13 protein-coding genes are annotated in these 13,344 nt (G+C 65.5%); 6 read left to right on the top strand and 7 right to left on the bottom strand.

Annotated elements, in window-relative coordinates; all coding sequences use genetic code 11:
- The first annotated feature begins 94 nt into the window (after positions 1–94).
- Together EHH60_RS29475 and EHH60_RS29470 are read left to right on the top strand one after the other, a co-directional pair.
- A complete protein-coding gene (locus EHH60_RS29475) occupies positions 95–1,066 on the top strand; it encodes an MBL fold metallo-hydrolase (protein ID WP_124162881.1) in 972 nt (323 codons plus the stop codon).
- Positions 1,067–1,158: 92 nt separating this feature from the next.
- Complete coding sequence (locus tag EHH60_RS29470) at positions 1,159–2,514, top strand: esterase-like activity of phytase family protein (protein ID WP_124162880.1); 1,356 nt, start codon at positions 1,159–1,161, stop codon at positions 2,512–2,514.
- Positions 2,515–2,763: 249 nt separating this feature from the next.
- Here EHH60_RS29470 and EHH60_RS29465 read toward each other — a convergent pair whose 3' ends face one another.
- The 6 genes from EHH60_RS29465 to EHH60_RS29440 form a co-directional block, all read right to left on the bottom strand.
- Positions 2,764–3,594 carry a TonB family protein gene (locus EHH60_RS29465; protein WP_124162879.1) on the bottom strand — a complete coding sequence of 277 codons (831 nt, stop codon included), beginning with the start codon at positions 3,592–3,594 and terminating at the stop codon, positions 2,764–2,766.
- Positions 3,594–4,034, bottom strand: a complete 441-nt coding sequence (exbD, locus tag EHH60_RS29460; protein WP_124162878.1) for a TonB system transport protein ExbD — start codon at positions 4,032–4,034, stop codon at positions 3,594–3,596. The genes EHH60_RS29465 and exbD overlap by 1 nt, the downstream gene beginning before the upstream one ends.
- A gap of 3 nt (positions 4,035–4,037) precedes the next feature.
- Complete coding sequence (gene exbB, locus EHH60_RS29455) at positions 4,038–4,814, bottom strand: tonB-system energizer ExbB (protein WP_124162877.1); 777 nt, start codon at positions 4,812–4,814, stop codon at positions 4,038–4,040.
- 27 nt (positions 4,815–4,841) lie between these two features.
- Positions 4,842–5,357, bottom strand: coding sequence for a heme utilization cystosolic carrier protein HutX (gene hutX, locus EHH60_RS29450; RefSeq protein WP_124162876.1), 516 nt, complete (start codon positions 5,355–5,357; stop codon positions 4,842–4,844).
- A 23-nt stretch (positions 5,358–5,380) separates the two neighbouring features.
- Positions 5,381–5,716, bottom strand: coding sequence for a heme-degrading protein HmuQ (hmuQ, locus tag EHH60_RS29445; RefSeq protein WP_124162875.1), 336 nt, complete (start codon positions 5,714–5,716; stop codon positions 5,381–5,383).
- A gap of 98 nt (positions 5,717–5,814) precedes the next feature.
- Positions 5,815–8,163: a TonB-dependent hemoglobin/transferrin/lactoferrin family receptor gene (locus tag EHH60_RS29440; RefSeq protein ID WP_199752154.1), complete on the bottom strand. Its 2,349-nt coding sequence runs from the start codon at positions 8,161–8,163 to the stop codon at positions 5,815–5,817.
- Between the two features lie 261 nt (positions 8,164–8,424).
- Between EHH60_RS29440 and EHH60_RS38180 the strand changes: the two genes are divergently transcribed.
- The 4 genes from EHH60_RS38180 to EHH60_RS29420 are packed head-to-tail and all read left to right on the top strand — an operon-like array spanning position 8,425 to position 11,470.
- A complete protein-coding gene (locus EHH60_RS38180; protein ID WP_245454620.1) occupies positions 8,425–8,631 on the top strand; it encodes a hemin uptake protein HemP in 207 nt (68 codons plus the stop codon).
- A 6-nt stretch (positions 8,632–8,637) separates the two neighbouring features.
- The gene (locus tag EHH60_RS29430; protein ID WP_124162873.1) at positions 8,638–9,591 is read left to right on the top strand and encodes a heme/hemin ABC transporter substrate-binding protein; all 954 of its coding nucleotides are present in this window, start codon (positions 8,638–8,640) and stop codon (positions 9,589–9,591) included.
- Positions 9,588–10,673 carry a FecCD family ABC transporter permease gene (locus EHH60_RS29425; RefSeq protein ID WP_124162872.1) on the top strand — a complete coding sequence of 362 codons (1,086 nt, stop codon included), beginning with the start codon at positions 9,588–9,590 and terminating at the stop codon, positions 10,671–10,673. Before EHH60_RS29430 ends, EHH60_RS29425 begins: the two co-directional genes overlap by 4 nt.
- A complete protein-coding gene (locus EHH60_RS29420) occupies positions 10,670–11,470 on the top strand; it encodes a heme ABC transporter ATP-binding protein (RefSeq protein WP_124162871.1) in 801 nt (266 codons plus the stop codon). Before EHH60_RS29425 ends, EHH60_RS29420 begins: the two co-directional genes overlap by 4 nt.
- Positions 11,471–11,616: 146 nt before the next feature.
- Here EHH60_RS29420 and EHH60_RS29415 read toward each other — a convergent pair whose 3' ends face one another.
- Positions 11,617–13,290 carry a mucoidy inhibitor MuiA family protein gene (locus EHH60_RS29415; RefSeq protein WP_124162870.1) on the bottom strand — a complete coding sequence of 558 codons (1,674 nt, stop codon included), beginning with the start codon at positions 13,288–13,290 and terminating at the stop codon, positions 11,617–11,619.
- Positions 13,291–13,344: the final 54 nt, after the last annotated feature.

Genomic DNA, 13,344 nt, shown 5'->3' with positions numbered 1-13,344 from the left:
TGATAGACCGCTTCACGCTTTCGGTCCCACCTGCCACGCAGAAGACGACGTCGATCGCCGGCGCCGTCGATGATCGCGCGAAAGCGAGCATTGCATGGCATCGCCAAAACTCAATTCGTTATCCCGACGCGGCTTCTGCTTGTGTTGCGTCGGTGGCGCAACGTTCGCGACCACCGCGGGTTGGCTCACGCCGCGTCAGGCCTATGCCGAGGCCCGAGGCATCGTCAGCTTGATCAAGGACAGCGCTGCAGCAGCGCCTATCACGACTTACAAGCTGCGCAACGACGTCAGCGTGCTCGAGGGGTCCGGAGGCAACATCGCCGTCCTGACCGGGCCAGACGGCAAGGTGCTGGTCGATGCCGGAATCGGCGTGTCGCGGCCGCAGCTCAGCAAGGCGCTGGCCGAACTCGGTGGCGAGCCGGTCACGCATCTGATCAACACGCACTGGCACTTCGACCATGCCGACGGCAATGAGTGGCTGCATGCGGCGGGCGCGAAGATCGTAGCCCACGAGAACACGCGCAAGCATCTTTCCGGCATTCAGCGGGTCGAGGACTGGGACTACAATTTCCTCCCCGCTCCCGCCGGTGCCCTACCGGCCGAGGTCTTCGCCAAGGAGCACAAGCTGAAGCTCAACGGCGCATCGATCTTGCTAAAGCACTACGGACCCGCACACACCGATAGCGACATTTCCGTCTGGTTGGCGGAGGCCAATATCCTGCATGCGGGCGATACCTACTGGAACGGCATCTATCCCTTCATCGACTATTCCACTGGCGGCAGCATCGATGGCATGATCTCGGCATCTGACGCCAATCTCGCCGCGACCAAGAGCGATACCATCATCATTCCTGGTCACGGCAAGCCCGTCAGCAATAAAGCCGAACTCCAGGAATTCCGCGACATGCTGGTTGCCATCCGCGACAATGTCGGCAACCTCAAGAAGCAGGGCAAGACCCGGGACGAGGCTGTTGCCGCCAAGCCGACCGCAGCGTTCGACGCGAAATGGGGGCAGTTCGTCGTAGATCCCGGCTATTTCACCAGGCTGGTCTACGAAGGCGTGTGACGCGCCGCGGGCGGCTGCGGCGTTTGACCCGGCTTCACAAAACTGCAATGCACCGTCCCCATAAGCGTTGCGTCCGCCAACAGGGGACGCACATGCGCGCGACTTTTCTCAGCACCGTCGCAATGATCATTCTCACCGCCAGTTCTGCGCTGGCGCAGAGCGAAGGCGAATTCCCGGCCAAGCTCGCCGGCCACGTGGTGATGCCAGCCAGCTCGTTCATCGATGTGCCGGCTGACGCACCCGCCGATCTCAAGACCGCAGGCAAATACACCACCGGCAAGCGGGTCGACGCGCTTGGCACCGTCATGGGCAAGTCCTACGAGCGACCGACGGGCGTGTCGCTGCCGTTCAAGGGCCAGCCGCTCCAGGGGCATTCGGGCATCAAGACCATGCCCGACGGCAGCTTCTGGGTCATCACTGACAATGGCATGGGTGCGCGCGCCAACTCGCCGGACTCGATGCTGTACCTGAACCGCTACAAGATGGATTGGGCGAGCGGCAAGATCGAGCGACAGGAAACCATCTTCCTGCACGATCCCGACAAGAAGGTGCCCTTCCGCATCGTGCATGAGGATACCCGGAAGCGCTATCTCACCGGCTCCGATTTCGACACCGAAGGCTTCCAGATCGTCGGGGACTCTTTCTGGATCGGCGACGAGTTCGGCCCCTATATCCTGAAGGCCGACAAGTCGGGCAAGATCCTCGGCGTGTTCGACACGGTTGCCGACGGCAAGCCGGTGCGTTCGCCGGACAATTGGGCCGTCGCGACGCCCGGTGCGCCGGGCGCGACCTACACCAATGTCAATCTCCGCCGCTCCAAGGGCTATGAGGGCTTCGCCGCGTCCAAAGACGGCAAGTTCCTCTACGGCCTGCTCGAAGGACCGCTGTGGGATGCCGAGAAGAAGGACTGGGAGAAGGTCGACGGCAAGGAAGCCGCCCGCATCCTCGAATTCGACGTCGCCGCGGAGAAGTTCACCGGCCGCTACTGGCAGTATGTGTTCGAGCAGAACGGCAACGCCATCGGCGACTTCAACATGATCGATCAGGCCTCCGGCCTCGTCATCGAGCGCGACAACGGCGAAGGCACGGCGGACAAGGCCTGCCCGCAAGGCACCCGCGGCGAGAGCTGCTTCCCTGACCTCGCCAAGTTCAAGCGCGTCTACAAGATCGAGCTGACCGACGCCAATGTCGGCAAGCCCGTGCGCAAGATCGGCTATATCGACCTGATGAAGATCAGGGATCCCGACAAGAAGGCGAAGAAGCCGCTCAACGACGGCGTCTACACCTTCCCGTTCTTCACCATCGAGAACGTCGATCGCGTCGACGAGACCCACATCATCGTCGGCAACGACAACAACCTGCCGTTCTCCTCCAGCCGCGACCCCAACAAGGCCGACGACAACGAGTTCGTACTGCTCGAGGTCGCGGATTTCCTGAAGGCGAAGTAGGACGAGTTCTCTCCTCTCCCTCTCCCCGCTTGCGGGGAGAGGGTTGGAAATGACAGCGGCCTCATCCTCCGTCATTGCGAGCGCAGCGAAGCAATCCAGAATCTTTTCGACGGAGACAGTCTGGATTGCTTCGCTGCGCTCGCAATGACGAGGATAGAACTTCAGTCCCTCACGCTCAATGAGGTCGCGCGAAGCCAACCCCTCGCACCCTTTGCACGTCAGACCGTCGATGGGTGTGAGCGAGCATCCTCACCTCACCGTGAACTCCACCGGGATCGAAAAGCTCATCGAACCGTTCTTGATCTCGTCCGGGATCGGCGGGAACGGCGAGGCTTGGCGGATCATCGCCATGGCCTGGGCGTCGAAGACGGCGACGCCTGACGAGCCGCCGAGGCGGCTGGACGTGACTTGCCCGCTGCGGCTGAGGGTGAAGCTCAGCCGCGCGACGCCGCGCTGGTCGCCCCCACCTGACGGATATTGGTGGAAGCGCATCAGATGCGCGCGGACGCGTTGATTGTAGGATGCAATCGCGGAGGCCATCGCACCCGCATTCATGGCAGATGCCATCGGCGCATCGCGCTCGGCGCGCGGCGGCGCGCTGGTGCGGGGGGCGGGCGTCGCTTCCGACGGCCTCTTCGCCTCGCGGCGAACCGCCTTCGGCTTCACTGGGGCGGGCCTTTCGACCGGCACCATCTTCGCCGGCTCGGGCTTGGCCGGCGTCGGCTCCAGCTTCTGCTCCGGTGGCGCGACGACGTCCGGCTTCTCCTGCGGCGGCGTCGGCGCGACGGTGTCGTCGACGGCCTGCTGCTGTACGGGTTCCGGCGGCGAGGCGTCGGCCTCTTGCATCACCGGTCCTGGGGCGACGTCGTCCTGCGTCGGCTGCGGCGCCGAGGTCACCGGGGCCATGTCGATCAAGATCGCCGGCAGGCTGACGCCCTGTTCGGGCTGCGACCTGAGCCAGCTCGTCGCAAGCAGCGCGGCAGCCACATGCAACACCACGATCACGGCCGCCGAGACACCCCAGCGCGCGCCGTCGCGTTCGCAGAGCGGCTCGTGCAGGGCAAACGCGTTCGCGGCCATCAGCTGCGTCCGTCGAGGCCGACCAGCGCGACCTTGAGATAGCCGGCATTGCGTAAGGTGTTCATCACCTCCATCAGGTCGCCATAGGAGACCGCCTTGTCGGCGCGCAGATAGATGCGCTCGTCCTTGCGGCCCTTGGTGGCGGCGGCAAGCGAGCTGCCGAGCGCCTCGCGGTCCACGAGTTCCTCACCCACCGCAATCGAAAGATCCGGCCTGACGGTGACGAAGACCGGCTTGTCCGGCCGCGGCGCCGGCTCGGCGGCCGTCGCCGGCAGATCGACGCCGATGTCGACCGTGGCGAGCGGTGCGGCCACCATGAAGATGATCAGCAGCACCAGCATCACGTCGATGAATGGCGTGACGTTGATCTCGTGGGTAACTTCGAGATCGCTCGCGTCACCGCGGGAGCGGAGCTTCGATGTCCCGAGCTTGGCGGCCATGGCCTACTCCGCCGCCCGGGCCAGACGGAAATGGCCGTGGTCGCGCTGGCGGCTCACCAGCAGCATCAGCTGCGCCGAGGCGTCGCCGAGCAAAGCGCGGTAATTGGCGATGCCGCGGACGAGGTGATTGTAGATCACGACGGCCGGAATCGCGGCGACGAGCCCGAGCGCGGTCGCGAGCAACGCTTCCGCAATGCCGGGCGCGACCACCGCGAGGCTGGTGGTGTGGCTCTCGGAGATGCCGATGAAGGAATCCATGATGCCCCAGACGGTGCCGAACAGGCCGACGAACGGCGCGATGGCGCCGATGGTCGCGAGCACGCCGGTGCCGCGCGCAATCTGCCTGGACATCGCCGCCTCGACCCGCTCCAGCCGCAACGCGACGCGCTCCTGCAGGCCGTCGTCGAGGGTGCCGCCGGAGAGCTCGGCCTCCCTGGCGCAGGACTGGATCAGCTGCGCGACTGCGTCGCGCGCGTCGCCGGTCCGCGCCGATGCCTCGGCCAGCGTCATGTTGCCCTCGAGGGCGCGCGTCCGCTGCCCGGCGAGTGAGCCCTTGCGGCGCAGCTCGATAGTCTTGGCGAGCCACACCGTCCACGTCACCAGCGACGCGATGGCGAGCCCGACCATCACCGTCTTCACGATGATGTCGGCACTGAGGAACATGCCCCAGGGCGACAGATTGCGCGGCAGCAGGGCCTCGTCGATCGCGAAGGCCGGTGCCGGCGCGAGCGCCAACGCGATGGCTAGGATTGCATGCCGAAGCCTGGAATTGCGCTGCATCCCGATCTCCCGTCCGATTGAAACGAGCTACGCCTCTGGGGCGGCCGCGATCCGGTCCGTAAGTTGCCGAAACCGCGCCAATTGGTCTCCGCGTAGCGCCCGGGTCTCGTCCCGGCCGACGAAGACCTTGAACATGATGCCGCCGTCGGCGTTGACGAACGCAACGAAGGCCGAGGACTTACCCATGAAGGGCCGCTCGACGAAGGCGATGCCTGCGCAGCGCTCGTGGCGGAGATGGCCATGCAGGCCCTTTGGCTGCGTCAGGTTGAAATAGCCGCGGCCGATCTCGCCCGCGGGAACGGTCCCGGTGAACTCGAAGATCGCATCATCGGTGTGGACGATCAGGGTGACCTCGCCCCATTCTGCGATGTCCTTCATGGCGGCGGCAAAATGCTCGCCGCTCCCCATGCGCACCATGGACGGTGGCAGCGCCTCGATCACCGCACGCGGAGTGACGCTGCGCTCGCGCGCAACATCCTCGATCACCGCGCCGGGATTGTCCGCCATATGCGCCCTGAGATCGGCGAGATCCGTGCTCAGCATGTCCGACTCCCTGGCTCGCCGTCTCAGGCGGCCGCGCTCGTCTTGCCCTCGGTCATGATGACCTCGAAGCCCTCGAACTTGGGGTGGCCGAGATAGAGGCTCTCGCCGGTCTTGTTGTCGGCGCGCGCATGAGCACGGCGGAATTCCTCAGAACGCGTCCAGGCCTCGAAAGCCGCCTTGTCGACCCACACGGTATGCGAGGAGTACAGCGTGTGGTCCTCGGCGACCGGCCCCCTGAGCAGATGGAATTCGACGAACCCCGCCATGCTGCCGAGATAGGACTCCCGGGTGCGCCAGACGGTCTCGAACGCGGCTTCCGAGCCGGGCTTCACCTGGAAACGATTCATTGCGATGAACATTTGGTCTCTCCTTCTGATCAAAGTGAAAGCGCGCCGAAGCCGCGCTGGAGCATCAGCGCGGCCCGGGAGGTTGTTGTGTTGCGGCGACGCCGGTCGGCTTACGCACCTCCGAAGTGGATCTTCATGCCGGCCTTGTAAACCCTGCCCGGGCCCGGGCTCGACCACAGCACGTCGTTCTGCGACGTGCCGTCGGTTGAGCTGCCGGGAACGGCGTAAGGCCGATAGTACTGGTTCAAGAGATTGTCGATCGACGCCGTGAACACGATGTCCTTGGTAGCGTTGTAGGTCAGGTACAGGTTGACCAATTCGTAGCCGGTCGCCGGCAGATAGCCCGCGGGGACGTCGTTGTTGGGACCGAACGAGGCCCACTGAGCCGACAGGATCAGCGTGCGATCGAGCAGGCGGACACCGCCGGTCGTGACGACCTTACGTGGGGTGATGGTTGCGAGCCCGATATTGGTGGCGACGTTCTTGCCCTGGATGTAGTGCCCGGCGACGCCGATAAACCAGTCGCCGGCATCGTACATCGTCTCAGCCTCGAAGCCCTGGATGCGAGCGTTGGCGATGTTCTGATACTGGTAGTACTGGCTGAACGAGCTGAACCCGGTCGGCACCGGCGTGGAAGCAACGAGGTCGATGTAGTCGCTGACATCGTTGCGGAAGAGATTGATCTTGCCGCGGAACGAGTCGTTGGCGCTGAAGATGTTGTCGTACTTCAGGTTGATGCCGACTTCCTTGTTCCTGCCGACCTCGGGACGAAGATTCGGGTTGGGCAGGAAGCAGAACAGCCCGACGGTACCGTCTGGACAGGGAAAGAAGGCCGGTCCGCCACCAGTCGCATGTGCGCCGGAAATCACCGTCTCGGTGATCGAGGGCGCGCGATAGCCTTCGGCGTAGCTGACATAGGGCTGGAAGCCTGGCACAGGCGTGAAACCGAGGGTGATCTTCGGCGAGAAGCGGTCGCCGCCGGCGCTGGTCCGCCCCGAATCGAGGTCGTAGCGGTCATAGCGGATCGCGCTCACCGCCTCGAACCAGGTGCCGTAGTTCTGCTTCAGCTGAAGGAAACCACCCGACACGGTGCGGATGCCGCTCGGCGTCGTGATGTTTGAATTGCCGCGGCTGTCGGTCGTGATCACATCGTCCTGGAAGGCGTCGATGCCCCAGGTGACGGCGTTGCGCCAGTCGCCCACGTTGAATCGCGTGGTGTTGTTGACGTCGATGCCGTAGGTATCGAGGACATAGCCGCGCTTGTCGCCGACACAACCCGAAATGTTGTTGCCGAAATTGCCCGTCCCGCAATAGGCGGCGCCGGACGTGGAATAGTGATAGGTCTTGGTCTGGTCGTTGTCGACGCGATTGCCGTAGATCGACATGTGCCAGTCGAACAGATTGTCGCTCGGCAGCGAATAGTTCCAGGTGATGGTGCCGGTGTAATTCTTCGCATCGGAAGCGTACACCGACGAGCCCTGATAAAGCGCGCGCTGGGCCGCCGTCGCCACCGGACCGCGGTTGAACTGGCCGATATCGTATTGATAGTCTTGGAAGACGGCGCCGAACTTGACCTCGTGACCGAGAGCCGGCCGCACCGTGAGCTTCATCAACCCGGCCTCGACCTGGTTGCCGGTGTTGCCGATCTCGGTGCCGTTGCCGTCCTTGTAATCGCCTTGGGTGCGGTAGACCGCGCCGCCGAAGACATCGACGTCGGGCGTGGCGCGCACGCCGCCGAACACCGAACCGAGGCCGCGATTGTTGTTGGAGCCGTAGGAGCCCGAGAGATCGACGCCCCAGCGCTCGCCGGGGCGCAGCACGTCGTTGATGTCCTTGGTGCGGAACGAGACCAGACCGCCGATCGCGCCGGAGCCGTAGATGTTGGCGGTAGGTCCGCGCAAGACATCGACCCCGCCGATCAACTCGGGATCGAGGAAGAAGGAGCCGTTGGCGTTGTGCCCGGTACGCTGATAGTTCTGCCGCGCGCCATCGACGACGACCGCGACGCGCCCGAAATCCTGCAAGCCGCGAATGTTGATGACGGTCGCGGGATCGTCGCCGCGCTCCTGAAACGATACGCCGGGAATGGCGTAGAAGATGTCCGACAGCCGGTTCGGCTGGAGTCCCTGGATCTTGTCCAGCGAAATCGAGCTGACGGGCGCGAGGGCATCGATCGCCCGTTCCGGAGTCTTGGTCGCGGCGACCGTGATGGTATCGAGCGTCTGCACGGGTGCAGTACCGCCGACTTGCGCGTGTGCATTCATGACATCGGGCGTTGCCTGCTGCGCCGCCTGCGGTTTGGCCGGCTTGCGCTTTGCCTGCTTCGGCCGCTCCGACGCCGCACTTTCAGTTTGCGGCGATGCGGCCTGCGCGAGACTGCCCTCCGTCATCGCTGCTGCAATTGAAACCACCGACGCGCCCAAAATCAGGGCGCGCGAATACCTAGCCCCGTCAGCCATATCAGCCCCAGCCTGCACTTCGCTTTAGTTTTGGAGTTACTTGGCTGGCGCGCGTTCGCAACGCGAACGACTGGCTGGCTGATCTTCTCAAACCGCGGGGACGTCACCCGCTGCCATGATTGGTTACGGGGCAACACTCTGACGGTCAATGACAACTGACTGCAGTTTATATCGATTGTAAGTTGGGGCCGTTGGAATACGCCTCGCGCCGCTTATACAGGACAAGCTAGATCTGAAATTTCGAAAGCGCATCACAACACAATGTCAGCAACATCCGGAGACAGCAGCGGCGTCACGGCGGGGCCGGCGGGAAGTGCTTCTGCGACAACGAGAACCGTCACCATGCGGGGGAGCCGGATCGACAGTCGCGAGCTGTTTGCGGCCGAGCGCGAGATCATCATCGCGCACGGCGAGGACAGCTATCGCCTGCGCCTGACCTCGCAGAACAAGCTGATCCTGACGAAGTAACCTGCAATGGCATTTTGTCGCACCCTTGCCAATCTCCTGCTCTCCGGCGGAATCGCGCTCGCATCTGCCGCGCACGCGGCCGGCATCACCGTGCATGACGCGCGCAACCGCGATGTTGCCGTCACCGACTTCGCGCGCACGGTCTCGATCGGCGGCGCCATCACTGAAATCCTCTATGCGCTCGGGCTGGAGAGCCGACTGGTCGGCGTCGACACCACGAGCCTCTATCCGGCGGCGGCTCTGCAAGACAAGCCCAATGTCGGCTACATGCGCCAGATCTCCGCCGAAGGCGTGCTCGGCCTCAACCCCACCCTGATCCTGGCGATCCAGGGCTCGGGCCCGCGCGAGACCATGGACATCCTGGAAACGGCGAAGGTGCCGCTGGTGCTGGTGCCCGAGACCTTCTCCGAGGAAGGACTGATCGAGAAGATAAGACTGGTCGGCCACGCCATGGGTGTCGATGCACGTGCCGAATGTCTGAGCGCCGCTGTCGGTGCCGATCTTGCGCAACTGCGCGCACTGCGCGCCAAGGTGACGAAGCCGGTACGCGTGATGTTCGTGATGTCGCTCCAGAACGGGCGGGCGATGGTGGCCGGCCACAAGACCGCTGCCGACGAGATCATCCAGCTCGCGGGCGCGACCAATGCGGTGAACGATTACGACGGCTACAAGATCATCGGCGACGAGGCGATCGTGGCGGCCAAGCCCGAATTCGTGCTGTCGATCGAGCGCGGCAAGGAGTCGCTCCAGGCCGACGCGATCTATGCTCATCCCGGCTTTGCTCTGACGCCGGTCGCGGCCAACAAGAGCTTCATCACCATGGACGGGCTCTATCTGCTCGGCTTCGGGCCGCGGACGGCGGCGGCGGCCCGCGATCTCTCCGTCAGGCTCTACCCGGCGTTGGCCGACCAGGGCGGCGCGTTCACCTCGGCGCTGTCGGCGGCGAACTGCCGGCAATGAGCGTGGCGGTCGGGATCGAAGCACGGAGCCCGCGACAAAGCGCCAGACGGCGGTCCGCATCCTTCGCGATTCCTGTCCTGATCGCGGTGCTCGCGGTGACGGCGATCGTCGCGCTGACCGTCGGCGCCGCCGGCATCCCTCTCTCCCGGCTGCCTGCTGCGCTGGGCTTTGCCGGCGAAAGCACTGCGATGACGGCCCGCGACCAGCTGGTGCTGTGGTCGATCCGCATTCCCCGGATCGCAGCGGCCGCGATGATCGGCGGCCTGCTCGCCGCGGCCGGCGCGATCATGCAGGGGCTGTTTCGCAACCCGCTCGCCGATCCCGCCCTGGTCGGGGTCTCCAGCGGCGGCGCGCTCGCGGCCGCAAGCGCGATCGTCTTCACGGATTCGCGCTTCGGCGAGGCGCTGCGCTTTCTCCAGACCGAGCTGCTGCCGCTCGCCGCCTTCGCGGGATCGCTGGCGACCACCGCGATTCTCTACGGCATCTCGAGTCGCTCGGGGCGGACCTCGATCGCGATCTTCCTGCTCGCCGGCGTCGCCATCACCGCGATCGCCAATGCGGGCATCGGCCTCCTGGTATTCATCGCCGACGACCGGCAGCTTCGCGACATCACGTTCTGGATGCTCGGCTCGATGAGCGGGGTGACCTGGACCAAGGCCGCCGTGCTCGCGCCGGTCCTGGTCATCGGACTTGGCGCCTGCGCTTTCATCGCGCGCGGCCTCGATCTCCTCGTGCTCGGCGAGGCCGACGCCTTCCACGGCGGCGTCGATGTCGAGCGTCTCAAGCGGATCGCGATCGTCATGGTCTCCGCCATGACGGGCGTCGCGGTGTCGATCAGCGGCGTGATTGGCTTCGTCGGCATCGTCGTACCGCATCTGCTCCGACTCGTCATCGGGCCGGCGCATCGCCTGCTACTGCCGGCCTCGGTGCTATCAGGCGCGATCCTGATGATCGCCGCCGACACGCTGGCGCGTACCATCGTGGCCCCCGCGGAGATGCCGATCGGCATCCTGACCGCGACGGTCGGTGCGCCCGTCTTTCTCTTCATCCTGCTGCGCCAGCGCGCACTCGCAGCGCTATGACGGCGGTGATCGAGGCAAGACAGTTGAGCAGGCGCGCGGGCCGCGCAACGCTGCTCGATGGCGTCGGCCTGACGGTTGCGGCCGGCGAGATGGTCGCCATCATCGGCCCGAACGGCGCCGGCAAATCGACGCTGCTGCGGCTGCTCTCCGACGATCTCCGCCCGAGCGCCGGCGAGGTGCGGCTCAAGCAGCGCGACATCCGCAGCTTCACGCCGCGCGAGCTCGCCGCGCGCCGCGCGATGCTCTCTCAACACATCAACGTCACCTTCCCGTTCACGGTCGAGGAGGTCGTTCTGATGGGAGCAGGCGAGTGCAGCCTTCGCGATGCCGCGCCGCTCGTCGATGCGGCGCTGGACGAGGTCGGCCTCGCACATTTCCGCGAACGGCAATTGCCGACGTTATCCGGCGGCGAGCAGCAGCGCGCCCATTTCGCCCGCGTGCTGGTGCAGCTCGCCTGCGGCGAGGCCGAGCACGGCCCCGGACTTTTGCTGCTGGACGAGCCGACCTCGAGCCTCGATCTGCGTCACCAGATCGACCTCGTCGAAGCCGCGCGCCGCCGCGCCGGCCGCGGCACCGCCGTGATCGCGATCCTGCACGATCTCAATCTCGCGATCCGCTTCGCCGACCGGCTGATCGTGCTGAATGGCGGCCAGCTCGTCGCCGACGGCCCGCGCGCGGAGATCGTCACACGCGAGATCATCCGCGACATTTTCGAGATCGACGCTGTCGTCCATCAGACCGATGGCGTGCCGTATGTGCTGCCGCAGTCGATGCGGGCGGCGGCGTCACCGCGGTGACGGTGCGCTCCCTCCCCCGCTTGCGGGGGAGGGTTGGGGAGAGGGTGTCTCCACAATCGAGAACACCCAAGAGGAAAGAGCCCTCACCCCAGCCCTCTCCCGCAAGCGGGAGAGGGAGTGCACCTCCTTTGCGGCGCGACTGCCCCCTACCCCGCCGGCACGATCACCATGCCCTTGTCCTTGGGCCAGCGGATGCGCCAGGCGAAGTTGATGTCGCGGGCCTCGCCGGGCTTGGCGTCGAACGACCATTCCAGCACGCCGCGCCTTTCGCGGATGTTGCTCGCGGTCGGCTGGGTGCTCGAAGACAGCATCTCGACGACGATATCCTCGTTCTCGCTGACCGGCAGCTGATCCTCGATCGCGACCTTGATCGGGAAATCATGACCGTTGCGGATCGTGGTCTTGAACGAACGCTCGTCGGTCTTCGACGTCGTCACGAGCAAGCCGGCCGAGCCCTCGTTGCGCTTGAGCACCGCGCGCTCGATTCTCACCTTGTCGTCGGCGCCGAAGCCGAGCCGCACGATGTCGTCCTTGGCGGACGCCGTGATCTTGCCGCGCCCGACGAAGGTGCCGTCGCGGTAGATCGCGACCTTGCCCGGCAACAGACTGGCATCGTCGGTCTGCCTGAAGCTGGCTTCGAGGAAGGCGGTCGGATCCATCACCGGCGCCGCGCGCACCGCGAGATCGGCCGGCACCGTCATGGAAGCAATGCGCAGGCTCTTGGCGCCTTCGGCGGCGCCCAGGCTGACGCGGCCGGGAATTTTGAAGGTGGCCTGGAAATCGCCGATCTCGGTGACCGCCTGCTGCTCGTCGGCGCGCTCGGTCGCCTCCGCGATCTTGGCCATGGCCGGCGATTGCGCCTGGCGCGTCATCGGGGCCGGCCGCGCCAGATCGGAGGCCGTGCCGAGCGCCAGCGGCTTGGGGCCTTGCGGATACTGGGCAACCAGCGAGTTCAGCTCCGGCGCGCTGCCGCCGCGGCCAATGCGAACCGTGGAGACGCCGAGCGTCACGTTCGACCAGTCCTCGCCGGTCGACTGCGTGACCTCGGCGCGGCGAACGAGCTCGAGCTGCGGCTTGCGGTCCTTCGCGCCGGTGTCGAGCCGGGCGTCATAGAGCGGCATCCAGCGCGCATTGCGCACGGCGTAGGTCACCCGCAGTGTAGCCTTGGTCGCCGCCGCCGAGGCGACGTCGATCCGCACTTCCAGCTTGCTCGGCGGCTTGGCCGAGCGCTCGGCCTCCAATTGCGCGATCTGACGGTCAAGTTCGCGCTGTTTTCGCGTGGCGTCGCGGATCGCGGTGTCGGCAATCGCGATCTCCTCGGCAACCGCCGCAAATGCCGCGCGCCATTCGGTGATCGGCCGCGCCTCGCCCTTCTCGCCGAGGCCGGCCGGGGAGGCTTCGGCGAAATGCTGCGCGAATTTGCGCCGGGCATCGGCAGAGTCGATCGCACCTTGCAGGTCGGCCCGCTGATCTCTCAGTGCTTCGATGCGCTTGTCGAGCTCGGGCAGGTTGACCGGCGGTGCGGCCTTCGGCGGCCGCGCATCGATGGTGCCGATGGTGAGCTTGGCGCCCGCCTCTCCTTCGACGCGGAGGGAGGACGGATCGAGCGAGAGCGGAAAATCCTTGGCGACCAGCGTCGAGTCGCCGGAGGCGAGATCCAGCGAAATGACGCGGGTGACGGTGGCGCCGTCGGGATAGACGGTGACCGTGTCGATCGCCGAATTGGCCTCCACGTTGGCCGCCCATGACGACGACGATGCGGCGGCCGTGGTCATCAGGACCAGACTCGTGGTTGCCAACCATTTGGCGGTGATGCGCATAAAGTCCCTCCTGCCGGTATCGCCGCGCCGCCAGCCGGACGCGCGCGATGAAAT

It is taken from the genome of Bradyrhizobium sp. RP6 (assembly GCF_003837805.1).
Lineage (GTDB): Bacteria > Pseudomonadota > Alphaproteobacteria > Rhizobiales > Xanthobacteraceae > Bradyrhizobium.
Note: the sequence above shows the minus strand (reverse complement) of the source record. Positions and strands in the feature narration are given on the sequence as shown.